Source organism: Amycolatopsis sp. NPDC051372 (assembly GCF_040682095.1).
Lineage (GTDB): Bacteria > Actinomycetota > Actinomycetes > Mycobacteriales > Pseudonocardiaceae > Amycolatopsis.
The window spans coordinates 1-25969 of record NZ_JBFBAF010000004.1; the positions used below are offsets into that span (position 1 = coordinate 1).

22 protein-coding genes and 4 pseudogenes are annotated in these 25969 nt (G+C 69.9%); 16 read left to right on the plus strand and 10 right to left on the minus strand.

Annotation, left to right across the window (positions count from 1 at the left end):
- Positions 1-75: 75 nt before the first annotated feature.
- Positions 76-3507 (plus strand): annotated as a pseudogene (locus AB0M56_RS07430) (multifunctional oxoglutarate decarboxylase/oxoglutarate dehydrogenase thiamine pyrophosphate-binding subunit/dihydrolipoyllysine-residue succinyltransferase subunit); the annotation flags it as partial.
- Positions 3508-3633: 126 nt separating this feature from the next.
- On the plus strand, positions 3634-4431 hold the full coding sequence (gene map / locus AB0M56_RS07435; RefSeq protein ID WP_364172022.1) for a type I methionyl aminopeptidase: 798 nt from the start codon (positions 3634-3636) through the stop codon (positions 4429-4431).
- A gap of 32 nt (positions 4432-4463) precedes the next feature.
- On the opposite strand, the pseudogene AB0M56_RS07440 reads toward map, so the two are convergent.
- Positions 4464-5666: pseudogene (locus tag AB0M56_RS07440) on the minus strand (S8 family peptidase); the annotation flags it as partial.
- Between the two features lie 175 nt (positions 5667-5841).
- On the opposite strand from AB0M56_RS07440, the gene AB0M56_RS07445 reads away from it, so the two are divergent.
- On the plus strand, positions 5842-6360 hold the full coding sequence (locus tag AB0M56_RS07445; RefSeq protein ID WP_364172024.1) for an N-acetyltransferase: 519 nt from the start codon (positions 5842-5844) through the stop codon (positions 6358-6360).
- A gap of 135 nt (positions 6361-6495) precedes the next feature.
- On the opposite strand, the gene AB0M56_RS07450 is transcribed toward AB0M56_RS07445, so the two are convergent.
- Positions 6496-7392, minus strand: coding sequence for a glycine betaine ABC transporter substrate-binding protein (locus AB0M56_RS07450; protein ID WP_364172026.1), 897 nt, complete (start codon positions 7390-7392; stop codon positions 6496-6498).
- Positions 7392-8480 (minus strand): ATP-binding cassette domain-containing protein, encoded by a 1089-nt coding sequence (locus tag AB0M56_RS07455; RefSeq protein ID WP_364172027.1) that lies wholly within the window; start codon positions 8478-8480, stop codon positions 7392-7394. Before AB0M56_RS07455 ends, AB0M56_RS07450 begins: the two co-directional genes overlap by 1 nt.
- A 92-nt stretch (positions 8481-8572) precedes the next feature.
- On the opposite strand from AB0M56_RS07455, the gene AB0M56_RS07460 reads away from it, so the two are divergent.
- On the plus strand, positions 8573-9994 hold the full coding sequence (locus AB0M56_RS07460) for a bis-aminopropyl spermidine synthase family protein (protein WP_364172029.1): 1422 nt from the start codon (positions 8573-8575) through the stop codon (positions 9992-9994).
- 19 nt (positions 9995-10013) lie between these two features.
- Here AB0M56_RS07460 and AB0M56_RS07465 read toward each other — a convergent pair whose 3' ends face one another.
- Both AB0M56_RS07465 and AB0M56_RS07470 read right to left on the minus strand, forming a co-directional pair.
- The gene (locus AB0M56_RS07465) at positions 10014-10889 is read right to left on the minus strand and encodes a TIGR03620 family F420-dependent LLM class oxidoreductase (RefSeq protein ID WP_364172031.1); all 876 of its coding nucleotides are present in this window, start codon (positions 10887-10889) and stop codon (positions 10014-10016) included.
- Positions 10890-11063: 174 nt separating this feature from the next.
- Positions 11064-12254 (minus strand): NADP-dependent malic enzyme, encoded by a 1191-nt coding sequence (locus AB0M56_RS07470; RefSeq protein WP_364172033.1) that lies wholly within the window; start codon positions 12252-12254, stop codon positions 11064-11066.
- A 451-nt stretch (positions 12255-12705) separates the two neighbouring features.
- Here AB0M56_RS07470 and rfbC point away from each other — a divergent pair, with 451 nt between their 5' ends.
- The 3 genes from rfbC (at position 12706) to AB0M56_RS07485 (ending at position 14237) form a co-directional block, all read left to right on the plus strand.
- Positions 12706-13314 carry a dTDP-4-dehydrorhamnose 3,5-epimerase gene (gene rfbC / locus AB0M56_RS07475; protein WP_364172034.1) on the plus strand — a complete coding sequence of 203 codons (609 nt, stop codon included), beginning with the start codon at positions 12706-12708 and terminating at the stop codon, positions 13312-13314.
- Between the two features lie 69 nt (positions 13315-13383).
- The gene (locus AB0M56_RS07480; RefSeq protein WP_364172036.1) at positions 13384-13797 is read left to right on the plus strand and encodes an SRPBCC family protein; all 414 of its coding nucleotides are present in this window, start codon (positions 13384-13386) and stop codon (positions 13795-13797) included.
- Entirely contained in the window at positions 13794-14237 is a 444-nt protein-coding gene (locus AB0M56_RS07485; protein ID WP_364172037.1) for a MarR family winged helix-turn-helix transcriptional regulator, read from the plus strand. The genes AB0M56_RS07480 and AB0M56_RS07485 overlap by 4 nt, the downstream gene beginning before the upstream one ends.
- 4 nt (positions 14238-14241) lie before the next feature.
- On the opposite strand, the pseudogene AB0M56_RS07490 reads toward AB0M56_RS07485, so the two are convergent.
- Together AB0M56_RS07490 and AB0M56_RS07495 are read right to left on the minus strand one after the other, a co-directional pair.
- Positions 14242-14954: pseudogene (locus tag AB0M56_RS07490) on the minus strand (GMC oxidoreductase); the annotation flags it as partial.
- A gap of 66 nt (positions 14955-15020) precedes the next feature.
- A pseudogene (locus AB0M56_RS07495) lies at positions 15021-15529 on the minus strand (hotdog fold domain-containing protein).
- A gap of 86 nt (positions 15530-15615) precedes the next feature.
- Here AB0M56_RS07495 and AB0M56_RS07500 point away from each other — a divergent pair.
- Together AB0M56_RS07500 and AB0M56_RS07505 are read left to right on the plus strand one after the other, a co-directional pair.
- Positions 15616-16206: an acid phosphatase gene (locus tag AB0M56_RS07500; RefSeq protein WP_364172039.1), complete on the plus strand. Its 591-nt coding sequence runs from the start codon at positions 15616-15618 to the stop codon at positions 16204-16206.
- A 4-nt stretch (positions 16207-16210) separates the two neighbouring features.
- Complete coding sequence (locus tag AB0M56_RS07505) at positions 16211-16693, plus strand: GNAT family N-acetyltransferase (RefSeq protein WP_364172041.1); 483 nt, start codon at positions 16211-16213, stop codon at positions 16691-16693.
- A 3-nt stretch (positions 16694-16696) separates the two neighbouring features.
- Here the strand turns inward: AB0M56_RS07505 and AB0M56_RS07510 are convergent, their stop codons facing one another.
- The gene (locus AB0M56_RS07510) at positions 16697-17179 is read right to left on the minus strand and encodes a hypothetical protein (protein ID WP_364172043.1); all 483 of its coding nucleotides are present in this window, start codon (positions 17177-17179) and stop codon (positions 16697-16699) included.
- A gap of 349 nt (positions 17180-17528) precedes the next feature.
- Here AB0M56_RS07510 and AB0M56_RS07515 point away from each other — a divergent pair, with 349 nt between their 5' ends.
- The 6 genes from AB0M56_RS07515 (at position 17529) to AB0M56_RS07540 (ending at position 22261) form a co-directional block, all read left to right on the plus strand.
- Positions 17529-18455 carry a diacylglycerol kinase family protein gene (locus AB0M56_RS07515; RefSeq protein ID WP_364172045.1) on the plus strand — a complete coding sequence of 309 codons (927 nt, stop codon included), beginning with the start codon at positions 17529-17531 and terminating at the stop codon, positions 18453-18455.
- Between the two features lie 274 nt (positions 18456-18729).
- The gene (locus AB0M56_RS07520) at positions 18730-18984 is read left to right on the plus strand and encodes a WhiB family transcriptional regulator (protein WP_220247091.1); all 255 of its coding nucleotides are present in this window, start codon (positions 18730-18732) and stop codon (positions 18982-18984) included.
- Positions 18985-19525: 541 nt separating this feature from the next.
- On the plus strand, positions 19526-19909 hold the full coding sequence (locus tag AB0M56_RS07525; protein WP_364172047.1) for a PadR family transcriptional regulator: 384 nt from the start codon (positions 19526-19528) through the stop codon (positions 19907-19909).
- Positions 19906-20865: a permease prefix domain 1-containing protein gene (locus tag AB0M56_RS07530; RefSeq protein ID WP_364172049.1), complete on the plus strand. Its 960-nt coding sequence runs from the start codon at positions 19906-19908 to the stop codon at positions 20863-20865. Before AB0M56_RS07525 ends, AB0M56_RS07530 begins: the two co-directional genes overlap by 4 nt.
- Entirely contained in the window at positions 20865-21539 is a 675-nt protein-coding gene (locus AB0M56_RS07535) for a VC0807 family protein (protein WP_364172051.1), read from the plus strand. The genes AB0M56_RS07530 and AB0M56_RS07535 overlap by 1 nt, the downstream gene beginning before the upstream one ends.
- Entirely contained in the window at positions 21536-22261 is a 726-nt protein-coding gene (locus tag AB0M56_RS07540; protein ID WP_364172053.1) for an SDR family oxidoreductase, read from the plus strand. The genes AB0M56_RS07535 and AB0M56_RS07540 overlap by 4 nt, the downstream gene beginning before the upstream one ends.
- On the opposite strand, the gene AB0M56_RS07545 is transcribed toward AB0M56_RS07540, so the two are convergent.
- Positions 22248-22949, minus strand: a complete 702-nt coding sequence (locus tag AB0M56_RS07545; RefSeq protein ID WP_364172594.1) for a MerR family transcriptional regulator — start codon at positions 22947-22949, stop codon at positions 22248-22250. The two genes, AB0M56_RS07540 and AB0M56_RS07545, sit on opposite strands and share 14 nt — an antisense overlap.
- Positions 22950-23062: 113 nt before the next feature.
- Here AB0M56_RS07545 and AB0M56_RS07550 point away from each other — a divergent pair, with 113 nt between their 5' ends.
- Positions 23063-24277: an erythromycin esterase family protein gene (locus tag AB0M56_RS07550; RefSeq protein ID WP_364172055.1), complete on the plus strand. Its 1215-nt coding sequence runs from the start codon at positions 23063-23065 to the stop codon at positions 24275-24277.
- On the opposite strand, the gene AB0M56_RS07555 is transcribed toward AB0M56_RS07550, so the two are convergent.
- Positions 24274-25794 carry a histidine kinase N-terminal domain-containing protein gene (locus AB0M56_RS07555; RefSeq protein ID WP_364172057.1) on the minus strand — a complete coding sequence of 507 codons (1521 nt, stop codon included), beginning with the start codon at positions 25792-25794 and terminating at the stop codon, positions 24274-24276. The two genes, AB0M56_RS07550 and AB0M56_RS07555, sit on opposite strands and share 4 nt — an antisense overlap.
- Positions 25795-25969 lie beyond the last annotated feature (175 nt).

The window sequence follows — 25969 nt, forward strand, 5'->3', positions numbered from 1 at the left end:
GTGGTGCCGATCTTGCGGCTGCCCAGGTAGCGCTCGGTGACTTTGTCGATGGCCACGTGGTACGGCATGATCATGGCGCCGGCGCCGGCCCCGAAGAGCGCGCCCGCGAAGCCGGCTCCGAAGGCCGCCGAGAAGGCGCCCGCCGCCACGCCGGTGGGGAAGGAAGAGCCCGAAACCAAGCAGCTGCGCGGCGCCGCCGCGGCGATCGCGAAGAACATGGACGCCTCGCTGACGGTGCCCACCGCGACCAGCGTGCGCGCCGTCCCGGCGAAGCTGATGGCGGACAACCGCATCGTCATCAACAACCACCTCAACCGCACCCGCGGCGGCAAGATCTCCTTCACGCACCTCATCGGCTACGCCATGGTGCGAGCACTGAAGGACTTCCCGAACATGAACCGGCACTACCAGCTGATCGACGGGAAGCCGTTCTCGGTCACGCCGGAACACGTGAACTTCGGCCTCGCCATCGACATGAAGGGCAAGGAGGGTGCGCGCACCCTCGTCGTGGCCTCGGTCAAGGGTGTCGAGGACATGTCCTTCCTGCAGTTCTGGCAGGCGTACGAGGACATCATCAAGAAGGCCCGCAACAACAAGCTCACCGCGGACGACTTCGCCGGCACCACCATCTCGCTGACCAACCCGGGCGGCATCGGCACCAACCACTCGGTGCCGCGCCTGTCGGCCGGCCAGGGCGCGATCATCGGCGTCGGCGCCATGCAGTACCCGGCGGCGTTCGAGGGCACGAGCGAGAAGACGCTGGTCGACCTGGCCGTCAGCAAGATCATGACGCTGACGTCCACCTATGACCACCGCATCATCCAGGGCGCCGAGTCGGGCGAGTACCTCAAGCGCATCCACGAGCTACTGCTCGGCGGCGACGGCTTCTACGACGACGTCTTCACCAGCCTGCGCCTGCCGTACGAGCCGATCCGCTGGGTCGCCGACATCCCCGAGGGCCCGGTCGACAAGACCGCCCGCGTGATCGAGCTGATCGACGCGTTCCGCACGCGCGGCCACCTGATGGCCGACACCGACCCGCTGAACTACCGCCAGCGCAGCCACGTCGACCTCGACGTCATCTCCCACGGCCTCACCCTCTGGGACCTCGACCGCGAGTTCCCGGTCGGCGGCTTCTCCGGCCAGGAGCGCATGACCCTGCGCGACATCCTGGGCGTGCTGCGCAACTCGTACTGCCGCACCGTCGGCATCGAGTACACGCACATCCTCGACCCCGAGGAGCGGCGCTGGATCCAGGACCGCGTGGAGATCCCGCACGAGAAGCCGGACTCCACCGTCCAGAAGTACGTGCTGTCGAAGCTCAACGCCGCCGAGGCGTTCGAGACCTTCCTGCAGACGAAGTACGTCGGCCAGAAGCGCTTCTCGCTGGAAGGCGGCGAGACGGCGATCCCGCTGCTCGACACCATCCTCGACAAGGCCGCCGAGCACGAGCTCGACGAGGTCGTGATCGGCATGCCGCACCGCGGCCGCCTCAACGTGCTGGCCAACATCGTCGGCAAGCCGATCAGCCAGATCTTCCAGGAGTTCGAGGGCAACCTCGACCCGGGCCAGGCCCACGGCTCCGGTGACGTGAAGTACCACCTCGGCGCCGAGGGCAAGTACTTCCGGATGTTCGGCGACGGCGAGACGAAGGTGTCGCTGGCCTCGAACCCGTCGCACCTCGAGACGGTCGACCCGGTGCTCGAGGGCATCGTCCGCGCCAAGCAGGACATCCTCGACAAGGGCGGCGAGGGTTACACCGTGCTGCCGGTCCTGATGCACGGCGACGCGGCCTTCGCGGGCCAGGGCGTCGTGGCCGAGACCCTGAACCTCGCGCTGCTGCGCGGCTACCGCACCGGCGGCACCGTGCACGTGATCGTGAACAACCAGGTCGGCTTCACCACCGCGCCCGAGCACTCGCGCTCGTCGCAGTACGCCACCGACGTCGCGAAGATGATCGGCTCGCCGATCTTCCACGTGAACGGCGACGACCCGGAAGCCGCCCACTGGGTGGCCAAGCTGGCCGTGGAGTACCGCCAGGCGTTCCACAAGGACGTGGTCATCGACCTGATCTGCTACCGCCGCCGCGGCCACAACGAGGGCGACGACCCCTCGATGACGCAGCCGGCGATGTACGACATCATCGACACCAAGCGCTCGGTCCGGAAGACCTACACCGAGTCGCTGATCGGCCGCGGGGACATCTCCGTCGAAGAGGCCGAAGCGGCGCTGCGCGACTTCTCCAGCCAGCTGGAGCACGTCTTCAACGAGGTGCGCGAGCTCGAGAAGCACCCGGCGAAGGCGAGCCCCTCGGTCGAGGAAGAGCAGCAGGTGCCGGCGAAGGTCACCACTGCCGTCTCGCAGGAAGTCGTGGAGCGCATCGGCGACGCGTTCGTCAACGTCCCCGAGGGCTTCACCCCGCACCCGCGCGTGAAGCCGGTTATGGAGCGCCGCCACAAGATGTCGCGCGAAGGCGACGTCGACTGGGCGTTCGGCGAGCTGCTCGCGTTCGGCTCGCTGGCGATGGAGGGCCGCCTGGTGCGGCTGTCCGGCCAGGACTCGCGCCGCGGCACGTTCACGCAGCGGCACTCGGTGTTCATCGATCGCAAGACCGGCCAGGAGTACTCGCCGCTGCAGAACCTGGCCGAGGGCCAGGGCCGCGTGATGATCTACGACTCGGCGCTGTCGGAGTACGCGGCCGTCGGCTTCGAGTACGGCTACGCCGTGGCGAACCCCGAGTCGCTGGTCATGTGGGAAGCGCAGTTCGGTGACTTCGTCAACGGCGCGCAGACCGTGATCGACGAGTACATCTCCTCGGGCGAGGCCAAGTGGGGCCAGCGCTCCGACGTCGTGCTGCTGCTGCCGCACGGCCACGAGGGCCAGGGCCCGGACCACACGTCCGGCCGTATCGAGCGCTTCCTCTCGCTGTGCGCCGAGGGCTCGATGACCGTCGCCGTGCCGTCGACCCCGGCGAACTACTTCCACCTGCTGCGCCGCCACGCCCTCGACGGCATCCAGCGTCCGCTGGTGGTCTTCACGCCGAAGTCGATGCTGCGCAACAAGGCCGCGACGTCGGCGGTCGAGGACTTCACCGGCCAGAGCCGCTTCATGTCCGTCATCGACGACACCACGCAGAACCCCGACGGCGTCCGCAAGGTGCTGCTGACCTCGGGCAAGCTCTACTGGGAACTGGTGGCCGAGCGCAATAAGCGCGAGGCGAACGACGTCGCGATCGTGCGCATCGAGCAGTACTACCCGCTGCCGAAGCGCAAGCTGCTCGCCGCCATCGAGCGCTACAGCAACGCGACGCAGATCGCGTGGGTCCAGGAGGAGCCGGAGAACCAGGGCGCGTGGCCGTTCTTCGGTCTCAACCTGCCGCGGAAGTTCCCGGAGGTCTTCGCCGGCCTGCAGGTCGTCTCGCGCCGCCCGATGGCCGCGCCGTCGGCGGGTTCGTCCAAGGTGCACGAAGTGGAGCAGAAGGCGCTGATCGCGAAGGCGTTCGACTGATCGCTGGTTTTCTCCGGAGGCCACCACGGTTCGCCCGTGGTGGCCTCCGGGCGTTTGGTGGTATTTCTATACCGGCCAGTGTTAAGGTGGCGGTATAACTATACCTTTCGTGCTGCGAGGTTTTTCGTGATCGAACTGAAGACGCCTGCGGAGATCGACCGCATGCACGTGACCGGCCGCTTCGTCGCGGAGGTCCTCACCGAGGTCGGCCGGCTCGCCGACGTGGGCGTCAACCTCCTGGACCTCGAGCACCACGCGCGCGGCATGATCAAGCGGCGCGGGGCGGAGTCGTGCTACTGGGACTACGCGCCTTCGTTCGGCAAGGGACCGTTCCGCAACGTCATCTGCCTTTCGGTCAACGACGCGGTCCTGCACGGCCTCCCCCACGACTACGTACTGCGTGACGGCGACGTGCTCACCGCGGACCTCGCGGTCGGCATCGACGGCTGGGTCGCCGACTCGGCGCGCACGGTCATCGTCGGAACTCCGGCCGAGGAGGACCTGCGGATCATCCGGGCCACGGAAGAAGCGCTGGAGGCGGCGATTTCGGCGGCTCTGCCGGGCAACCGCCTGGGCGACATCTCCGCGGCGATCTACGCGGTGGCCGGCTCTCACGGCTACCCGGTCAACACGGAGTTCGGCGGCCACGGCATCGGCCGCACCATGCACGAGGACCTGCACGTCTCCAACAAGGGCACGGCCGGGCGCGGCTTGAAACTCCGCCCGGGTCTCACGCTCGCGCTGGAGCCTTGGTTCGCGCGCACGACAGACCGCATCGTGTACGACCCCGACGGTTGGACGATCCGCTCGGCCGACGGCTCCCGGACGGCGCATTCCGAGCACACGGTGGCCGTGACGGAGGATGGGCCGTTGGTGCTTACGCGACGTGAGTCAGAGGTTTCTGCTTCCACGTCGAAGGGTTGACCCCGGGAGACAACTCGTCAATCGGGGTCGCCGGTGCCGTCGGTACCGGAGTACACCAGGACGTTCGGCGACCCCGTGCCCGCGTCGGTGATCTCGTCCTTCGTCCCCGCGTCCACCAGCGCATCGCGGACCTCTTCCGGTGTGGCCGATGGGTGGTCCGCCAGGTAGAGCGCGGCGGTGCCGACCACGTGCGGAGTCGCCATCGACGTGCCGCTGATGGTGTTGGTCGCGGTGTCGCTGCCGATCCAGGCGGACGTGATGTCGGAGCCCGGAGCGAAGAGGTCGAGACACGTGCCAGTGTTGGAGAAGGCGGACCTGGCGTCGGTGTCCGTGGTGGCGCCGACGGTGATCGCCTCGGGCACGCGGGCGGGCGAGGCGTCACACGCACTGCCGCCGTAGGAGTTGCCGCCCGCGATGCCATACGTGACACCGGCGGCGATCGACCGCTGCACGGCCTCGTCCACCACAGTGGACACGGGGCCGCCGAGGCTCATGTTCGCCACGGCCGGCAGCTCGGCGTTCTCGGTGACCCAGTCGATGCCGGCCACGACCTGGTCGAGCGTGCCGCTGCCGGTGCAGTCGAGCACGCGGACCGCCGTCAGGCTGACTTCCTTCGCCACGCCGAAAGTCGTGCCGCCGATCGTGCCGGCGACGTGGGTGCCGTGGCCGTAGCAGTCGGTGGCGTCGGAATCGTTGTCTACGAAGTCGTAGCCGGACACGGCGCGGCCGTCGAACTCGGAGTGGGTGAGGTTGATCCCGGTGTCGATCACGTAGGCGTGCACGTCGGCCGCCGTCGTGCTGTAGCTGTAGTCCGCGTCCAGCGGCAGTTCGCGCTGGTCCACCCGGTCGAGGCCCCACGACGGCGGGTCCGGCTGGTCCGTCATGACGTGGACCACGCGGTTCTGCTCCACAAAGGACACAGCGGGGTCGGCGGCGGTGCGCTTGGCCTGCGTCTCGGACATCGTGCCGGTGAAGCCGCGCAGCGCCTTCGAGAACGTGCGCACGACCGAGCCGCCGTGGCGGCCGGTGACGGTCTTCGCCGTCGACTCCACCGAGGTGCCGTCCTTGAGCACCACGAGGTAGCTGTCCTTCACCGCGCCGGCACCACCCGCACCGACGATCGCGCCCTCCTGAGCGGACGCCACGCCACTCCCGATCACGGTGACGGTCGCGATCGAGGCGGCACTCCCCAGGATCGTCAGGCTTCTAGTCACTGTTCCCCGAGATTTGCGCACAGTTCGTCCCTCCTCGACCAGCGCGGACACCAGTTGGCCTGAGGCTAAGTGCGCGGACTGGCCGCAGGAAGAAGAGTCGTCTCGGAGGTTTTCACCGCGTTGCGCTGTTCGGACCATTCGCGTGCTGGGAGAAACGGTTTTACCCGCGCACGCGCGGCCAGGAAGAATTCACCCCATGTTGATCCGCCAAGCCGTTCGCGGCGACGAGACCGCGATCCGAGCCGTGCACACGGCCGCGTTCGCGCAGCCCGGGCTCACCACGGTGCCCGAGGCCGTGCTCGTCGACGGGCTACGGGCGGACGGGGACCTCATCCCCGCGTTGTCGCTGGTCGCCGAGCACAACGGCGAAGTCGCAGGCCACGTGTGCTCGAGCCCGGCTTTGCTCGGGGACGATCCGAAGTCCGCGCTGGGCTTCGGGCCGCTCGGGGTGCTGCCGGAGTTTCAGCGCCGTGGGGCGGGGTCTGCGCTCGTGCACGCGACGCTCGAGGCCGCCGATGCGCTCGGGTTCGCACTCGTGGTCCTGCTGGGCGACCCGGGGTTCTACCGCAGGTTCGGGTTCGTGCCGGCCGAGCAGCTGGGGATCACGCCGCCGGAGCCCGAGTGGGCTCAGCACTTCCAAGGCCGCACGCTGAGTGCCCACAAGCCGGAAAACTGCGGCGCCTTCCGGTACGCGCCCGCGTTCGAACGACTGTGAAGGAAAGCCGATGCCCGGTGCGGCAGGCGGGCGGCGAGACGATCCTCGAACTGTGGGTGCCGGCCGAGGAGCTGGAGGAGTTCAACCGGCACATCATCGGTGAGATCGAGGTCGTGCACGAGTTCCGCTGACGGCTCAAGCCTTCAGGTGGTTGCGCGCCAGGAAGTCGTCCGCGATGTCCAGCGGGTTGCGCTTCTCGTCGGTGAACTGCACGTTCAGCTCGGTCAGCTGGTCGGTCGTCAGGGCGGCCGAGACGCGGTTCAGGGCGGCGACCTCGGCCGGGGACAGAGTCCCGCGGGCGACGAGCGGCACGATGTTCTGCGCCGGGAACATGTTCTTGTCGTCGTCCAGCGGGACGAAGCCGTTGGACATGATCGTCGACGACGTGCTGAACAGGTCGGCCACCTGGACCTCGCCGGACTTCAGCGCGGCCACGGTGACGGGGCCGCCGGTGTCGGTGGTGCGGATCTCCTTGAAGGAGCAGCCGTACAGCTGTTCGATGCGGTCCTTCCACCGGCTGCTCCACTGGCCCGGCCCGCCCATCACCAGCTCGCCGCAGCGCCGGCCCAGGTCCGAGAACGTGCGGACGCCGGAGGCCGCCAGTTTGGGGCGCACCACGAGCAAGTCCTTGTCCTGCGCCGGGGCCTGGTCAAGGACCTCGAACCCGGCCGGCAGCTTCTGCTTCAGCTGCGCGTACACATCGTCCGAAGTGGTCGCAAGCAGCGCCGCGGTGTAGATCGTGAGCGCGACGATCACGTTGACGCTGTCGAGGATCTTCGACCCGATCAGACCCGGGATCACCACGAACAGCGCCAGCGACGGGATCGTGTACAGCAGGTTCGCCACCACCAGCAGCACGCTGCGCACCGGTTGCCAGCGGTGCCCGAGCCAGCCCAGCACGATGGCGAGCACGATCCCGATCACCAGCGGCACCAACGCGAGGTAGATGTGCTCGCCCAGGTCACCGAGGATCTCGCCGCGGTTGTTCGCGCTGCCCAGGTAACGCCCGAGCTCGTCGAAGAACCCGCCCATCAGAACGCCTGCGGGGTGGCCTCGATCACGTCCAGGACCTGGTGGGCCAAGACGGTGCCCACCACGCGGTGTTCCTCGTCCACGACCACGCCGAGGCTGGCAGGCGACGACAGGGCGGCGTCGAGCGCGCCGCGGATCGGCGTGCCCTGCACGTAGAGGGATCCGCCGGCCACGATGTCGCCCTCGGCGAGCTCACCGTCCACAGTGGAGTTCGGTGGCAGCCAGCCGCGGGGCTGCTTCTCGGAATTCACGACGAGCTGCCAGCTCTTCGACGGCTCCGGCAGCTTCGTGCCGAGCTCCACGACGTCCACGGGGGACACCTCGACGCCGCCGGCGGACACGAAGGACAGACCGCGGTAGCCGCGGTCGCGGCCGACGAACGACGCCACGAAGTCGTCCACCGGGTGTCGCAGCACATCGGACGGGGTGCCGTACTGGGCGAGCACGCCGCCCACGCGCAGCACCGCGATCTTGTCGCCGAGCCGCACGGCCTCGTCGATATCGTGCGTGACGAACACGATGGTCTTGCCCAGCTGCGACTGCAGCCGCAGCAGCTCGTCCTGCAACTCCTCGCGCACGATCGGGTCGACGGCCGAGAACGGCTCGTCCATCAGCAGCACCGGCGAGTCGGCCGCGAGCGCCCGGGCCACGCCCACGCGCTGCTGCTGGCCACCCGAAAGCTGCGCCGGATACCGCTTGCCCAGCTCCTTCGGCAGGCCGACGGTCTCCAGCAGCTCGGCCGCGCGGGCGCGGGCCTTGCGCTTGTCCCAGCCGGACAGCAGCGGCACGGTCGCGATGTTGTCGAGCACCGTCCTGTGTGGAAAGAGGCCGGCGTGCTGGATCACGTAACCGATGCCGCGGCGCAGCAGCGCGGCGTCGCCCTCGCTCACGTCCTTGCCGTCGAGCAGCACGGCTCCCGACGTGGGCTCCACCATGCGGTTGATCATGCGCAGCGACGTGGTCTTCCCGCAGCCCGAAGGGCCGACGAGCACGGTGATGGTGCCGTCGTCGACGGTGAGCGAGAGTCCGTTCACCGCCACCGTGCCGTCCGGATAGCGTTTGGTCACATCGCGGAACTCGATCGTCACGGACTTCTCCCCACGTCAGATGCAGATCGACCGTAGCCCACTCGGCGGGCCTTGGCAGCCTTTCCCGCACTGTGGCCGGTTAGTCTTCCCCGGTGACCGCTCTGGACGACCTCCTGACCGCGCACGGCGCCGGCGTACGCCCGCTGTACGAGGTGATCGACCTGCTCCGCTCGGGTCCCCGCGAGCTGGCCGACCTGGTGCGCCTGGCCGCGGCACCCCGGCGCAGTGTCGAGGACGTGCTGGCCGCGCTGGAGCGTGATCTGGAGCGTTCCGCCGCGGGTGTCCGGATCGCACCCGACGCGGTGCCCAAGTACGAGGCGTACCGCTTGCCGCGGTTGCCCGATCCGCTCGACGACGCCGTGGCCGCGCATTCCAAGCTGCTCGCGTCGATTTCCGGCTGGGTCGCCGGCGTGCCGGCACCGCTCGCCGCCCTCGACCACGTGCAGGCGACGCCCGAGACGGTGCTGCGGCGTGCTTTGTGGCTCAACGCCCGCTACGACCTGCGCCGCTCCCACCTGCTCTTCCTCGGCGACCACGACCTGACGTCGCTGGCCGTGCACGCCGTGTGCCCCGAGGCCGAGCTGACCGTGGTGGACCTCGACGAGCGCGTTCTGTCCTACCTGGACTCCACCAGCGACCGGAAGGTCGCCACCGCGCACGCCGACCTGCGGGTCGGCCTGCCGCCCGCCGTGACGGGCCGCGCGGACCTCGTCTTCAGTGATCCGCCCTACACCCCGGACGGCATGGGGCTGTTCGCCGCCCGCGCCGTGCAGGCGCTGCGCGAGCCGACCGAGGGCCGCATCCTGCTGGCCTACGGCTACAGCCCCCGCCACCCCGCACTCGGCGCCCAGGTGCAGCGTTCGCTGGCGACGCTCGGGCTCACGTTCGAGGCGATCCTGCCCGACTTCAACCGCTACGACGGCGCCCAGGCCATCGGCGCCGCCGCCGATCTCTACGTCTGCCAGCCCACCGCGAAGGCCCGCAAAACGGGCCGGGGCAAGGGAAAGTCGGCCATCTACACCCACGGGCCGCAGTCCGTGGAGGCCACGGGCACGAAGCCGACGCTGCTGTCCGCGTTGCGCGACATCGCCTCCGAAGGCGGTCTGGCCCTGGAAACCCGGCCCGTCGACTGGTCGATGTCCGCGCCCGAGGGTGACGCCGTCGCCATGGACCTCACCGCCGACCCCGGCCCGTGGCTGCTGCGCACCCTGCTCGGCACCAACGCGCGCCGCCTGGCGCTGCTCGTGCCCAACAACCACCCGGACCTCGCCGACGCGGCCTCGCAGGCGGCACTCACCGATCTCATGGCCGGCAAGTACCGCCTGCGATTCCTGCGCAGCACGCCGGACAACCGCCACGCCGTGGTCACCGCGGACATGGTCGACGACCCGTCGGAGGTCCTGACTCGGGCACACGCGCGGCTGGCGAACGTCGCGCTCGACGTGCCGCGCGAGCTCACGGATCTGCGGCTCGTGGACGTGCCGCGGCACCGGCTGGTGGAACTGCTGCGCTGAAGCCGGGCACCGCGGTGGCTCAGAACAGCTCCGCGGCCAGTGCCTTGCAGACACTGAAGACCTCGTCGTCGTAGACCTGCAGCTCGACGTCCGGCATGGCCGAGTGGGCGGCGTGGCGGGTGGTGATCACCTGGATGGCGACGTGGTTCGCGCCCTGGTCGTGGTGTTCACCGAGCTGCCCGGCGATCGCGGCCGCGTCACCGCGGGCCACGACGGCGTCGACGAGGCGGTCGCTGCCGTCGCCGGCCAGGTCTTCGTCGGTGAAGCCCAATCGACGCAGGTTGCCGGTGTAGTTGGTGAGGCCCAGGTACGGGTGCTTGATACGTGGCCGCGCCGTGTCACGGGCGCGCGCCGGGTCCGGGTCGAACACCACCTTCTGCTCGGGCGCCAGCAGCGCGGAAGGGCCGAGCGCCGCACGCGAAAGCCGCGTGTGCGACGGCGGCACGAGGTAGGGCACCGACCCGCCCGCGCGCGAAGCCGTGAGCTCCAGCATCTTCGGCCCCAGCGCGGCGATCGCACGGCCCTCGACCGGAACGCCGCCCTCATCGAGGCCGTCGAGGTAACTCTTCATCGCGGCGAGCGGCTTGGTGAACTCCCGCGTGTGCTCCGGGTGCCCCGCACCGATGCCGAGCCAGAACCGGCCGGGGAACCGCGAAACCAGCCGGTCGTACGCCTTCGCGGCGACGGCGGGGTCACCGTGCCAGATGTTGAGGATGCTCGTGCCGACCACGAGCGTCGAGGTGGCTTCGAGGAGTTCGTCGAGGCCCGCGAGGTCGGTTGGTGGGCCGGCGGCCCACAACGTGGAGAAGCCGAGCTGCTCGACCTCCTTCGCCATCGCCGGGGTGGTCAGAGCGGCCGGTTGCCAGACGCCGTAGGCGCCGAGGTCGATCGTCATGCCCCCAGCGTGGCGACCAAAAAATGGACCGGCAAGTCCAGAATCGCGGATACAGGGCGAGCCGCGTGTGCTCGCGGCGGTGTCACGAGGGCGCCGGCGCAGAGCAAGGCCGTCCGGGCACAAAGGGCTCCCCGCGCACACCAGGCGCGGGGAGCCCTTGTCCCACAACGACGATCAGCCGGTCACACCGTCGGCCACCGCGGCCTTGGCGACGGCCGCCGCGACCTCAGGGGCGACGCGCGGGTCGAGCGGGCTCGGCACGATGCGGTCGGGGCCGAGGTCGTCGGTCGCCACGGAGACGATGGCGTCGGCCGCGGCCAGCTTCATGTTCTCGGTGATCGCGCGCGCACCGGCGTCGAGGGCGCCGCGGAAGACGCCGGGGAACGCCAGGACGTTGTTGATCTGGTTCGGGAAGTCGCTGCGCCCGGTGGCGACGATCGCCGCGTAGCGCGCCGCGTCGGCCGGGTGCACCTCCGGGTCCGGATTGGACAGTGCGAACACGATCGGGTCGTCGGCCATCGAGCCGAGCAGCTCGGGGTCGATCGTCGCGCTGGACAGCCCGAGGAACACGTCGGCGCCCTTCAGCGCGGCTTCGAGACCGCCGGTGAGACCGGAGGAGTTGGTGGTCGCGGCCAGCTGCTGCTTGATCGGGTTCAGACCCTCGCGTCCCGAGTGGATGATGCCGCGCGAGTCGAGCACCGTGACATCGCCGACGCCGGCCTCCTGCAGGATCTTCGCGCAGGCCACCCCCGCCGCGCCCGCACCCGAGATGACCACGCGCTGGTCGGCGATCGCGCGATCCAGCACCAGGTTCGCCCCGCGCAGCGCCGCGAGCGTGACGATCGCGGTGCCGTGCTGGTCGTCGTGCATGACCGGGCAGTCGAGCGCGGCCTTGAGCTTGTCCTCCAGCTCGAAGCACCGCGGCGCCGAGACGTCCTCCAGGTTCACCGCGCCAAACGACGGGCGAAGGCGCACCAGCGTCTCCACGATCTCGTCGACGTCGGTGGTGTCGAGCACCAGCGGGATCGAGTCGAGGCCGCCGAACGTCTTGAACAGCACCGACTTGCCCTCCATGACGGGCAGCGACGCGCTCGCGCCGATGTCGCCGAGGCCGAGCACCGCCGTGCCGTCGCTGACGACCACCACGAGACGGTCGGCCCAGGTGTACCGCTTCGCCTGGGCGGCGTCCTCGGCGATCGCGCGGCTCACCTTCGCCACGCCGGGCGTGTAGGCGATCGAGAGGTCGCGCGGGTCGGAGATGGGCCGGGTGGCCGCCACGGAGAGCTTGCCGCCCTCGTGCCCGGCGAAGATCTCGGCGTCCGTCACCGGCGCGGCGGTGGCGGCCGTGCTGGCCTGGTCGGTCATCGGGGTTCCTGTCGTCGTTTCCGGCGTTCGCCCCTCGGCGATCGCGGAACTCGCGGGGTGGATCTGCGTCACTGAATTACTCCTGGGACTGCGAGCGGGGGACCACTGGCGGCGGGCGAAGGCGCACCCGCACACCCTTGGAACTTGTCCTCCGGACGGCAGCCCAGCGCGGTAGCGCCGGCCTGTCGGCGAGGCGTCACAGCGGCCATCCGATCCGTGGGGTGTGGCTGATGGCCGCGGACGCTGCGGTCTCCCAATCATGACAGGAGCGCCTCCGGAGGCGAACCCTCGGTGCGGCTCAAGTCACAGATTCCATGGACTTCCCGAGGAAAACCGCCGAAAAACCCCTATTCCCAAGACGTCCGTCCGGTTTTGTTGAATGGTTCCGAACCGATTCAGTGATCGCGGCCACCCGCATTTCGCGCCGCGCGGCACTCGATAAGGTGAGCGCATGCAATTCCGCCCGCTGAAGGTCGCCGACGCCTACGAGTTCACCCCCCGCGCGTTCCACGACGAGCGCGGGCTCTTCGTGGCGCCGTTCCAGGAAGAGGCACTGCTGAGCGCCACCGGGCACCCGATCCGCATGGGCCAGACCAACCACAGCGTCTCCCGCCGCGGCACCATCCGCGGAGTGCACTTCGCCGACGTACCGCCGGGCCAGGCGAAATACGTCTACTGCCCCGCCGGCTCCCTGCTCGACGTGATCGTCGACGTGCGCACCGGCTCCCCCACCTTCGGCCAGTGTGACTCCGTCCTGCTCGACGCGAAGGACTTCCGCGCCGTGTACGTCGCCGAGGGCCTGGGCCACGCGTTCGTGGCACTCGAGGACAACACGGCGATGGCGTACCTGTGCTCGGAGCCGTACAACCCGTCGGGCGAGCACGGCATCAGCCCACTCGACCCCGCGCTCGACCTGCCGTGGCCCGCCGATCTGACGCCGATCGTGTCCGAAAAGGACCGTTCCGCCCCGACGCTGGCGGAGGCTGAGGCACAGGGGCTGCTGCCGTCGTACGCGGATTGCGCGACCTACTACGAGAAGCTGCGCTCGGCTCACCACTGAGTTCCGGGCGATCCGCGCGGCCGATTCTCACTGTTGCCCATTTAATATGCGCGCATATAGTATGCCCGCATGACACTGTTCGAGTACGAGCACACCGAGACCACCACCGCGCCCGCGTCGGCCGTCTGGCCACTGTGGACGGACACGTCGCGCTGGCCCGAATGGGACGCGGGCCTGCGGGAAGTCGTGCTGGACGGCCCGTTCGAGGCAGGCACCAGCGGCACCATGACGATGCCGGACCGGCCGCCGATCCCGTTCACGCTCACCGCCGTCGACGACGGCCGCGGGTTCACCGACGAGACCCGGCTGCCCGGCGCCACGCTCGTCTTCGAGCACTGGCTGGAGGACGCCGAAGACGGCACGCGCATCGTCTACCGCGTGACGGTGGACGGACCACCGGAGCTGGGCCCGGCCGTCACCGAGGACACCCCGGACGCCGTGCGCGCGCTGGCGCGGCTTGCCGAGGCATCCTTGCGGGCATGACCGCTCCGGAGTCCCGCCTGCCCGGCCCCGACGAGAGCCCCGGCTTCCTGCTGTGGCGCGTCACACTGGCCTGGCAACGCGTGATGCGCGCCGCGCTCGCGCCGCACGACCTCACGCACGTCCAGTTCGTGCTGCTCACCACCACGTGGTGGCTCACGCGCTCCGGCGAGCCGCCCACGCAGCGGCAGCTCGCCGAGCAGGCCGGCACGGACACGATGATGACCAGTCAGGTCGTGCGCAAGCTCGCGGACCGCGGCCTGCTCACGCGCGCCGACGATCCGGCCGACGCGCGCGCGAAGCGGGTACAGCTCACCGGAGCCGGCTCGGCGCTCGTCGCGAAAGCGTTGCACGACGTCGAAGACGCCGACGCGCGTTTCTTCGGCGGGCTCGGCGAGCGGGCGGGTGGGTTCGTGTCCGCACTGGCCGAGCTCGGGACGTGAGGGCTCAGGCCGGCACGTACTCCGCCAGCACTCGTTCGACGTTGCGCTCGGCCAGGGCCGTGATCGTGACGAACGGGTTCACCCCCGTGCTGCCCGGGATGAGCGAGCCGTCCGTCACGTAGAGGTTGCGGTAGCCCTTTACGCGCCCGCAGTCGTCCGTTGCGTCGCCGAGGACGAGGCCGCCGAGGCGGTCGATTTCGCGCACCACCAGCGTGTACGTGCCGTCGGGCTGCTGGATGATTTCGCGGGCCTCGTGCAGCGTCTGGATCGTCACGTGCCCGGTGCCGAGCGCGGCCGCGAGGTAGGACTTGTCGAGCGAACGCTTGCCGTGGTTGTTGCCGTAGATCACTTCCGACGCGAGCGCGGAGCGTTCGATGGTGCCGGCCTCTTCCTGTGCCAAGTAAGAGAAGTCGTAAACGCTGGGCACGAAAGTCGTCGTGAAACCGGCTTTCCGCGCGGCTTTCCGCGAAACGCGCGCGTACCGGTAGGAGCGGCAATTCTCGAACCACTGCTCGCGCCGTTGACCAGCGAGCCGCCGCCGACACCGCGGCCGAGGTACACGGACATGTCGCCGTAGTTCACGCGGTCGAGCACCCCGGCGTACGGCTTGATGTCGCGGTTGGCGATGTCGAGCCAGAGGAACGACGCGAGCGGCGCTTGCGTGCGGTTCTTGAACCACATCGAGCGCTGGTCGGGGTTCAGCATCTCGCAGAAAACGTTGTCGCGGTCCAGGGCTGACCAGGCCGAAAATGAGCAGTATTCGCATCCACCCAGTAAACGGCGTTAAGTTTCACCCGGCCGGATCAATTCGCAACTGACCCCGTTCGCTGTTTTCCGCGTGACCCAGATGGTGACGGCCACCGTGACGACGATTGCCCCGCGCGCGTCGAGGATCCGCACCGGCACCGGGAGGTCGAACCCCCGTCGCCGAACTCGGGCAGCTCCGGCAGCTCGGCAACGGCACGCAGGCCCGTGGTCGCCTTGGCGAGGTACCGCACGTCCATCCCCCCGGGCAGCCAGCGGTGCGGCGGCACGGTCGCCTCCGCGAGCTGCCCATCGCGATCTCCGCGAGGTTGTACGCGGCGATCGCGTGAAAGGTCCGGATGTGGTTGTGGACACCCCACCACTTCGGCGCACTGACCGAACAGTGCCCCGGACGCAGCTGCCGCACCGACGGCAGCACGGTCGGCGAAGCAGGGCACGCGCAGGCACATGGCGGCGGAAAACAGCTGCTTACCGCCCGGTTTGCCGGCCAGCCGGCGCCACAGCGCGTACGTCGGATTCATGCCCATCACCGCCCCTCCTGCTACCTACTCACGAGTAGATAGGCATGGCGCACGACCTGCCCGCAAACGGAGCCAGGGCTATATTCGGGCTCGTGGCACATCGGCTTTTCCTCCTCAGACATGGGCAGACCGAGTGGTCCGTCAACGGCAGGCACACCGGGCGCACCGACATCCCGCTCACGGCGGCGGGTGAGGACCAGGCACGCGCGGCGGGCGGCACCCTGCGCACTCTGCTCGGCGGCCCCAAACTCGTGATCTCCAGTCCGCGCGAACGCGCGAAGCGCACGGCCGAGCTCGCGGGCCTGCGCGTGGACGAGATCACCGAAGACCTCGCCGAATGGGATTACGGCGACTACGAAGGCCTCACCACGCCGAAGATCCGCGAAACCGATCCGGGCTGGACGGTGTGGACGCACGCGGTCCCAGGCGGCGAGAGCGCCGCCGACGTGGCCGCGCGCGCCGACAAGGTGCTCGACCGGGCGCGCCGCGAAATCGACAACGGCGACGTGGTCCTGGTGGGCCACGGGCACTTCAGCCGCGTGCTCGTGGCGCGCTGGGTGCGCCTGTCCTCTACGGCGGGTGTCCACTTCGGACTCGACCCGGCCGGCATCGCGGTGCTCGGCGACGAACGCGGCGAGCCGCAGGTCGAACACCTCAACCTGCTGCCCGCGCTGGAAGGCTGACCGCGTGTCCGACCCGAGAGTGCGGCGGATCCGCCACCAAGACGTCGACGCCGTCGTCGAACTGGTCTACGCGCTGGCCGAGTTCGAGCGCATGCCCGAAGAGTGCCACCTGGAAGCGCCGCAGCTGCACAAGGCGTTGTTCGGTCCCGCGCCGGCGTTGTTCGGCCATGTGGCGGAGGTCGACGGCCGCGTCGCCGGGTTCACGCTGTGGTTCCTGAGCTTCTCCACCTGGCGCGGCGTGCACGGCATCTACCTGGAAGACCTGTACGTCCGCCAGGAGCTGCGCGGCTCAGGGCTCGGCAAGGCGCTGCTGGCAGCGCTGGCCGCAGAATGTGTGGAGCAGGGTTACGAGCGGCTCGAATGGGCGGTGCTGAACTGGAACCCGGCCGTGGGGTTCTACCGGGCGCTGGGCGCCCTGCCGCAGGACGAGTGGACCACCTACCGGCTCACGGACGCGCCGCTGAAGGCGCTGGCCGCGGACGCCTGAGGTTCAGTCCTTCTCGTGGCGCTCGCGTTCCTCGCGACGCCCGGCGAGGCCACCGCGTTCGGCTGCTTCTTCCTCCGTCTCGCCTTCGCGCAGGCCGAGCGCCCACGCGCGGGCCGGGCGGCGGAAGAGCAGCACGAGCGCCGCGAGGCCGCACACGCCGATCGGCACGCCCCAGGCCGGCTGGCCGGACGGGCCGAGCACGTACCAGCCGACGCCCATGAGCAGCAGCGCGACCACGACACCGGGCGAGCGCGCCCACTGCCGGCCGAGGACCAGCCCCGCCGAGGCGGCCAGGAACGCGATCGCCAGCACCGCGTAGGTGCCGAACTCGGCCCAGATGTTGTTGCCCGGCTGCGAAGGTTCCTGCAGGCCGCGCACGAGGATCACGACGCCCAGCACCAGGAGCCCGAGACCGGGCAGCGCGGTGAGGATCCCGGCCAGCCGGACCTCGAACGGGGTTGGCGGCTGGTTCTCGTCGAGCGACACGGGTGCGGCCTTCCAAGCTGCTTTGCGGGAGCACAGCGACCAGACCTGCGCGGGTCACGGTGGGTGAGCAGTTTCGATCGTATGCCACCCGGTCGGCCGTTTTCGCGGGGCGCCGGGCACGTGAAAATCGGGGTTGTCGTCGATGAGCGGGCGGTCGGCCCGGGTGCACTTGTCACGACGAGCGGATGTTCGCCGTACGCAAGGGAGGATCGCCCGCCACAGGGTCACCGGAGGCAGTACTGGCGCATTCCTCCTGTGCATCCGGAGCGCCGTTCCCCGCGTTGAGCTTCGCGTCACCTTGTGCCGTCGAAGGTTCTCCACGCGGGCGAACGTCACCTACGGTGGGGAAGTGCGCGCCATCCTCGTCGTGAACCCCCAGGCCACCTCGACCACCGCCGGTGGCCGGGATGTGCTGGCGCACGCGCTGGCCAGCCAGGTGAAGCTCGACGTCGTCGAGACGGACTACCGCGGCCACGCGATGGCCGTGGCGCGCTCGGCGGCCCGCGACGGTTTCGACCTGGTCGTGGCCCACGGCGGCGACGGCACGGTCAACGAGGTCGTCAACGGTCTCCTCGCGGACTCCACCGGCGACCCGGGCGAGCTCGGGTGCGTCCCGATGCTCGGCGTGGTGCCCGGCGGCTCGGCGAATGTGTTCGCGCGCGCCCTCGGCCTTCCCGTGGATCCCGTCGAAGCCACGCACCAGCTGCTGAACGCCCTGGAGAACGACCGGCGCCGCCGCATCGGGCTCGGGCTCGCCGACGGGCACTGGTTCACCTTCAACGCCGGGCTCGGCTGGGACGCCGACGTGGTGGGCCGCGTGGCGAAGCGGCGCGGCAAGGAAACGAGCGCCGCGCTCTATCTACGCGCATCAGTGGGCTCCTACTTCCGGCCGCCGATGGGCCGGCCCACCCTGACCGTGCGGATCCCGGGCGAGGAACCCGCCGAGGTGGTGACCGCGTTCGTGTCCAACACCGATCCGTGGACCTACCTCGGTGATCGCGCCGTCCACCTCAACTCGAGTTGCTCGTTCGAGACGGGATTGGGCCTGTTCGCGTTGAACGGTCTGCGGTTGCCCACCGTGTTCACACATGTACGCCAAGCTTTGCTCACGAAGAGCGACCAGCACGGGCGTCACCTGATGCGCCGCGACGACGTGCCAATGATCCGCATCGACGCAGCTGAACCGGTGAACTTCCAGGTCGACGGGGACCTCGTCGGGCAGCGGACGCGAGTGGAATTCCACAGCGTGCGGGATGCACTCACAGTAATCGTGTGACGGTGCGACCACTGATCGCCTGCGGCAAAGTGCATCTTGCCGCTCGTCGACACAGAACCTCCGCTCACCGCATCGTGCTTCCGCCGGGCGGTCTGTTTCGGACAGAAACCGCAGGTCAGAGGCGTCGCTCGGCCGGGTGAGCTGACTCACCGATCTTCGGGAAACCCTTGTCGAACGCGGTGCTTCGTGAAAGCATTCACAAGCACCCAAAAACACGACCGCCATGACGACTGTGGCGCGGCTCTCCCGCGCCACTATGAAGGAGCTCACGAACATGGACTGGCGCCACGACGCGTCCTGCCGAGACGAGGACCCCGAGCTGTTCTTCCCGGTGGGAACCAGCGGTCCGGCTCTGCTGCAGGTCTCCGAGGCGAAGGCCGTGTGCCACCGCTGCACCGTCGCTTCCGACTGCCTGGCCTGGGCTCTTGCCAGCGGCCAGGACGCCGGCGTGTGGGGCGGCATGAGCGAGGACGAGCGACGCGCGCTCAAGCGCCGCCGTACGCAGATCGGCACGCGTACCATCGCCTGAGCCTTGAAGGCTCAGAAGCACCAACCCTGAACTGGAAAGTCGCAGGGGGCATCTTGTGTCCCCTCCGCCTGCGACTTGGGGCGATACCCATCCGGTTTAAGCGTAACAACTGAGGTGAAACCACCCGCACCCGGGTGCACTGCACCTCACCAGGACTGAACAAGTCCTCCCGCGGAACGTCGTGAGGGCCGGTACCGATTCGTTCGGTACCGGCCCTTCGGCGTGTCCGGGGCTCTTCCGGCCGCGCCCTCTTCGGCGCCGCCGAACCCGTCGCCCGCCGGCCGTCCGTTGTGGACTGACCCTCGCGGCCGATCCCCCTGGGGTAGAAGATCTTTCGCGTTCGACGCTCCCCTGCCGCCGGCGGGAGCCCGCTCGCCGCCCGCGCTCCCGATGAGCGGCACCTCGCCGGTTGAACGTTTGCTGAACGACTCCTGAACGAGACGCGATCCCAGCCCGCGCGGCCCCCTCTCTCGCACACCCTGGCACCTCGCACAGCATTGCCATTTGACGATACTGTGTCTCACACACTATCGTGGTGAGCGTGAAAGACACCGACTTGCTGGACGCGCATCGGCAGGAGCTGTGGCGGGGGACGGTCGTGCTGGCGAGCCTGCTGGCGCTGCAGAAGCCCGGGTACGGCTACGGACTGCTCGATGCACTGGAGCGCGCGGGGGTGCCCGCGCCGGCCAACACGCTGTACCCGCTGTTGCGCCGCCTGGAGGGTCAAGGGCTGCTGACCAGCGAGTGGGACACCTCGGGCACCCGGCCGCGGAAGTTCTACCGCACCAGCCGCGACGGGTTGCGGCTCGCGCAGGAGCTGCAGAAGGAGTGGCGCGCCATCGACACCGCACTGAGCCTGCTGGACGCCGAAGCGGGTCCGGAGACGAAGACCGAAGAAGACACCGAACTGGGGGAACAACCATGAGCACCACACTCACCGACCGATACGTGGCCGCCACCGTGCGCCACGTCTCGGGCAAGCACCGCGGCGAGATCGACCGCGAGCTGCGGGCCGCGATCGCAGACGACGTCGACGCACGAATCTCGCTCGGGGAGAGCCCGGGCCAGGCCGAGTACGCCGCGCTGGCAGAGCTCGGCGACCCGGCGCAGCTGGCGACGCGGTACGCCGACAAGGCGACCGTGCTGATCGGGCCGGCGACCTACCCGTCCTACGCCAAGGCGGTGCGCCTGCTGAGCGCGACCGTCCTGCCCATCGCCTACGTCGTGAACGGGATCGGGCACTGGGTGCGCGGCGAAAACGTGGGGGCGGCGATCTTTTCGCCGCTGGGTGCCACGTTGAACGTCGCGGTGTACCTGCTCGCCGGGATCACTGTCCTTTATGTACTCGTCGATCGGTTCGGCAGCGAGCGCGGTCCCGGGGAACCCGACGAGGACTGGAAACCCGACCAGCTCCCGTTCTCCGACGCCACGGCGACCACCACGTGGAACGAGGTCGGCAGCGGCATCGTGCTCGCGGTGCTGCTGGTGGTTGCGCTGTTCGTGCAGCGTTCGGCCATGCTCGTGACCACGGCGTCCGGCGCGCGGGTGCCGGTGCTCGACCCCACGTTGTGGGGGTTCTGGGTGCCGTTCTTCGTTGTCGTGCTGGTGCTTTCGCTCGCACTGGCGGTGGCGAACCTGCGGCTGGGCCGCTGGACGCTCGCGACGGCCGTCGCCGGCACCGTGCTCGTCCTCGCGGCGACGGGACCGCTCGCGTATCTGTTCCTCGAGGCGCGCGTACTCGATCCCGCGCTCGGCAGCGCCTTCGCCGAGACCGGCAGCTGGATCGGCTGGCTCGCGCTGGTCGTCCTGGCCGCCGTCACCGTCGCCGTGCTCGCCAAGACCTGGCGCCACCGCGACCGTCAGCGGATCGAGGTCCGGTGATGACCACGCTCGCCCCTCCCGAAAAGCCCACCACTCCCCCGGAACTGCGCCGGGAGCTGATCGTCAACCTCGCCATCAACCTCGTCGCCCCGGCCGCGCTCTTCTACGGCCTGCGCGCACTGGGCGTCAACCAGTGGCTGGCGCTGCTGGCGGGCGTCGTCCCACCGGCCGTGCGCGCCGTGCAGACGGTGGTCAGGAAGCGGCGCGTGGACACGCTCGCGGTGTTCACGTTGAGCATCCTGGTGCTGAGCGTCGCGACGTCGTTCCTGTCCGGCAGCCCGCGCTTCCTGCTGGCCAAGGACGGCTGGATGACCGCGGCCGCCGGGCTCTGGATGCTGGCGACGCTGCTGCGGACGCCGTTCCTGTACCAGGTGCTGCGGTCGTTCCTCGGCCAGGAAGCGCGCGACCGCATGGAGCGCAACTGGCTCGGCTCGCCCACCTACCGCCACGTGCTGCGCGTGACCACCGCGATGTGGGGCGTGGTGCTCGTGCTCGACGCCGGGGTGCGCGTGGTGCTGGCCTACACGCTGCCCGTGGACCGGGTGCCGTTGATCAGCGGGCTGCAGTACGTGGCCGTGTACCTCGCGCTCGAGGTCGCCACGCGGGTCTACGCCCGTCGCAAGAGTGTCGCCGCCGCCATCGCGGCCGAAGTCGGAGAGGAATCGCCTGCATGACCGTCGTTCTGATCACCGGGGGTTCGAGCGGCATCGGCGCCGCCGTGGCACGGCACTTCGCGGCCGAGGGCGCGCGGGTGGTGGTGGCCGACGTCGACGAGGCTGCGGGCGCGGAGGTCGCCGCCGAGGTCGGGGGCCTGTTCGTGCGCACCGACGTCACGCGGCCCGAGGACAACGAAGCCGCCGTGGCCGCGGCGGTGGCCGAGTACGGCGGGCTCGACGTCGTGCACCTCAACGCCGGCACCGGCGGCGCGGGCGGCCTCGACGACTTCGACCTGGAGCGTTATCGCCGCACGTTGGCGGTGAACGTCGACGGCACGATGTTCGGCCTGCGCGCCGCCGTCCCGGCGCTGCGGGCTCATGGCGGTGGCGCGATCGTGGTGACGTCCAGCCTTGCCGGCATCTCGCCGGCCACGTTCGACCCGGTGTACTCGGCGAGCAAGCACGCGATCATCGGCCTGGTGCGGTCGCTGGCCCCGGCCTGTGCCGATTCGGGGATCACGCTCAACGCCGTGTGCCCGGGGTTCGTGGAGACGCGGATGATCGGCGGGCTCAAGGACACGCTCGTGGCGAACGGCTTGGCCGTGGCTTCTCCGGCGGAAATCGCGTCGGCGGTCGCGACGGTCGCCGCGGGTGAGGGCACCGGGGAGGCGTGGATGCTGCAGGCCGGGCGCGCTCCGGAACGCGTCGAGTTCCCGGTGGTCGAGCTCAGCCAGGTGTGACCGAATCGCGCAAGGTGAGGTAGGCGTCGAGCTGGGCGGCGCCGGCGAGCAGGGCGCGGCTGCGCGCGGTGAGCCGGTGCTGCCAGGCGTCGAGGAAGGCGCTCAACGCGTCGGCCCCGCCCGCCTCGCGCAGCGACTCGAGGAACTGCGCGACCTGGCGCAGCAGGTAACCGCCACGGCGCAGCTGCCGGGCGATCTCGGCGTCGCGCACGCAGTCCGGGCCGTATTCGCGATAACCGGTGGCCCGATCTCGTTCAGGACGCAGGATGCCCTCGGTTTCCCAGGCGCGCAGCGTCGCCGGGTGCACGTCGAGCCGTCGCGCGAGCTCGCCGACGGTCAGCGGCGGGCCGCGAAACGGTGCCGGTGCCGTGGACAAGGTGCCCAGGGCCGCCGCGACCTCCGCGCGGGTGTCGCGTTCGGCGAGCAGAGCGACGTGCGCGGCATCGATGAGCCGGTACGCGGATTCGGTGTCACCGCGGTGGATCGAGCGCATGATCTCCACTGCCGGCCGGTGCCCGTGGCCCGCGCGCAACGCGAGGAAGACGCGCAGGGCCTGCGCGTGCAGCGGTGTGTAGCGGCGGTAGCCGGTGTCGCTGCGTTCGGTCGACGGGAGCACGCCGGCGTCGTCGTAGTTGCGGACGGCTTGGGCGGACAACCCGTGCTCCCGCGCGAGGTCGATGGGCCGCAGGGTGAACCTCCGTTTGAAGCTTTCGGTCTTGAACTGCAGGTGGTTCGCATCGAAGTCTCACGTGATTCTTCAACGATACGGTCGAGGACAGGTTTCTCTGGAAGGGGTTTTCCATGTCCACTGCCACCACCCTGCACGGGGTCGGCCGCGAGATCGGCGACGCGGCGAGCCTGGGCCGCGCCGTCGACGAGCTGCTCGCCGAGGCCCGGCCCGCGTTGCTCGCCCTCGGCGAGCCGACGCACGGGATCCGAGCGTTTCCCTTGCTGCGCAACGAACTTCTTGCCCACCTCGTCGAGCGGGGCTACCGGTCGATCTCGCTGGAGATCGACGCTTTTGCCGCGTCCATCGTCAACGACTACGTGACCGGCGGCGCCGGTGACCTCGACGAGGTGCTGAAAACCGGCTTCAGCCACTGGTTCGGTCGCGTGCCGGGCAACCGAGAGCTCGTCGAGTGGCTGCGCGCGCACAACGCCGGCCGCGCGCCCGAGGATCAGGTGCGATTCCACGGCTTCGACGCGCCGACGGAGACCACTTCCGCGCCGAGCCCGCGGCGCGCGTTGACCACCGTGATCGACTACCTGCCCACTGCGTTGCGGCCGGCCTCGAGTCACGACCTGGACGCGTTGCTCGGCGAAGACGACGACTGGACGAACGAACAGGCCATGTACGACGCGGCCGCGTCGATCGGCGGCTCCGACCGCGCCCGCGCGTTGCGCATCGTCGCCGACGACCTCGCGAGCGCGCTCCACCGCGCGGCGCCCGTGCTCCAGCCCGCCGATCCCGCCGCCTACACGCTCGCCGCCGCGTACGCACGCACCGCCGTGGGCCTGCTCCGCTATCACGCGGCGATGGCCTTCGCCGCGCCCGATCGGTTCGGGACCCTGCTCAGCCTGCGCGCCGAGATGATGGCCGACAACCTGCTCGCGATGCTCTCGCAGGAGCGCGACCGCGGGCCGAGCCTGGTGTTCGCGCACAACGTGCACCTGCAGCGCGTGCCGTCCACCCTGCGGATGGGCCCGGAGGAGGCGACGTGGGGCAGCGCGGGCGCGCTAGTCGCGCTGACGCTGGGCGAGCGCTACGTCTTCGTCGCCACCGACGCCAACCCCGACGCGGAACCCGGCACGCTCCAGGGCGAACTGGCCGAGGCCACCACCCGTCGCACGTTGTTCCCGGCGCAGGCTTTGCGCGGCGCGCTGCCCGCGTCGACCGGCACGGGCGAGCCGATCCTGCCCGGCCACCTCCCGCTGAGCCCAGCTCAGATCGACGGCGCCGACGCGGTCGTCTTCGTGGCCGACACCGACGGGCAGCGCGTCGAATACTGGCGTTAGAGCCGGCGGGAGAGCGGGATGCGCAGCGCGGCCTCGGTGCCCGGCACGCGCGCGCCGGTGGAGTCCGTGCGCACCTTGCGCAGCGACAGGGACCCACGCAGTTCCGACTCCACCAGCGTGCGCACAATCTGCAGGCCGAGACCGTCGCTGCGTTCCAGCGAGAAGCCCGAAGGCAGGCCGCGGCCGTTGTCGCGGATGAGGACGTCCAGCCAGCGCGCTGAGCGTTCGACGATGATCTCGACCTTGCCCGGGCGGCCCTGCGGGAACGCGTGCTCGATGGCGTTCTGCACGAGCTCCGTCAGCACCATGACCAGCGGCGTCGCGATCTCGGCGATGACGATGCCGAATGAGCCCTTGCGCGTGAGCCCCACCTGCGACTCCGCGGTGGCGACCTCGCCGACCATCGGCAGGACGTTGTCGAGCAGCTTGTCGAGGTCCACGCGCTCGTCGACGGAGATCGACAGTGCCTCGTGGACCATCGCGATCGACGAAACGCGCCGCACGGACTCGCCGAGCGCGAGGCGGGCCTCTTCGCTCGTGGTGCGACGCGACTGCAGCCGCAGCAGCGCCGCGACGGTCTGCAGGTTGTTCTTCACGCGGTGGTGGATCTCGCGGATCGTCGCGTCCTTGGACAGCAGGGCGCGGTCGCGGCGCTTGACCTCGGTGACGTCGCGGACCAGCACGAGCGCGCCGGCCGCTTGCCCCGACGGGCGCAGCGGCAGCGCGCGGAACAGCACCACGGCGCCGCGGCGGGAATCGGCCTCCGTGCGGGTGGAGGGCTTGCCGTCGAGAGCCTCGATGATGCGGTGCGAGACCTCGGTGGCGTCGAACGGGTCGCGGATCAGCGAACGCGTCAACGGCGCCAGCCGCTGCCCCACCAGGTCGGACTCGTGGCCCATGCGGTGGTAGGCGGACAGGCCGTTGGGGCTGGCGAACACGACGGTGCCGCTCGGGTCGAGCCGGATGAGGCCGTCGCCGACGCGGGGGCTGGTGTGCGTGTCGGCCTGGTTGCCGCCCGGGGGCGGGAACGTGCCGTCGACGATCATCTGGCACAGGTCGCCCGCGCTGCCCAGGTATGCGATCTCCAGCGGGCTCGGCACGCGCGGCGCGGCCAGGTTCGTCTCGCGGCTGAGCACTGCGATCACGTCGCCGCCGAAGCTCACCGGCACGGCTTCGCGGCGCATCGGCAGGTCGCGGTACCAGTGCGGGTCTTCCTCGCGGCCGATCGTCCGCTCGCGGACGGCCTTCGCCAGCTCCGGGTGCTCGGCGACGGTGAACCGCGTGCCGACGACGTCCTCGGGGTGCGCGGTGGGTGCCGTGGTGGGCCGGGCGTGCGCGACGCACACGAAATCGCCGCCCTCGGGCTGCAGATCCTTCGCGACGGGGACCCAGAGCAGGAAATCGGCGAACGACAGATCGGCCAGCAGCTGCCACTCCGCGACGACGGTCTGCAGATGGTCGGCCGCCTCACCGGGGAGGCCGGTGTTCTCGGCGAGCAGGTCGGAAAGGGTGGACACGAGCTACTCGGCGACCACGAGTGCGTGGTGCGCGGTTCCTCCGGTCATCCGCCCATCAAACCAGAGCGGGCGCCGATCAGCACGGGCGCCGCAGGTGAGCCGGGGCACGCATGACACACTGGAGCGGTTGACCCGAGCCCGGCAGGTGCTTCGGCACCCCGCACCCGGGCCATCC

Coding starts and splice junctions, on each gene's coding strand:
- AB0M56_RS07445 (WP_364172024.1), top strand. CDS start 5,842: ATGTTGATCCGCCAAGCCGTTCGCGGCGACGAGACCGCGATCCGAGCC.
- AB0M56_RS07450 (WP_364172026.1), bottom strand. CDS start 7,392: ATGGGCGGGTTCTTCGACGAGCTCGGGCGTTACCTGGGCAGCGCGAAC.
- AB0M56_RS07465 (WP_364172031.1), bottom strand. CDS start 10,889: ATGACGATCGACCTCGGCGCCTACGGCGTCTGGCAACCGGCCGCTCTG.
- AB0M56_RS07470 (WP_364172033.1), bottom strand. CDS start 12,254: ATGACCGACCAGGCCAGCACGGCCGCCACCGCCGCGCCGGTGACGGAC.
- rfbC (WP_364172034.1), top strand. CDS start 12,706: ATGCAATTCCGCCCGCTGAAGGTCGCCGACGCCTACGAGTTCACCCCC.
- AB0M56_RS07480 (WP_364172036.1), top strand. CDS start 13,384: ATGACACTGTTCGAGTACGAGCACACCGAGACCACCACCGCGCCCGCG.
- AB0M56_RS07485 (WP_364172037.1), top strand. CDS start 13,794: ATGACCGCTCCGGAGTCCCGCCTGCCCGGCCCCGACGAGAGCCCCGGC.
- AB0M56_RS07520 (WP_220247091.1), top strand. CDS start 18,730: ATGGACTGGCGCCACGACGCGTCCTGCCGAGACGAGGACCCCGAGCTG.
- AB0M56_RS07530 (WP_364172049.1), top strand. CDS start 19,906: ATGAGCACCACACTCACCGACCGATACGTGGCCGCCACCGTGCGCCAC.
- AB0M56_RS07535 (WP_364172051.1), top strand. CDS start 20,865: ATGACCACGCTCGCCCCTCCCGAAAAGCCCACCACTCCCCCGGAACTG.
- AB0M56_RS07540 (WP_364172053.1), top strand. CDS start 21,536: ATGACCGTCGTTCTGATCACCGGGGGTTCGAGCGGCATCGGCGCCGCC.
- AB0M56_RS07550 (WP_364172055.1), top strand. CDS start 23,063: ATGTCCACTGCCACCACCCTGCACGGGGTCGGCCGCGAGATCGGCGAC.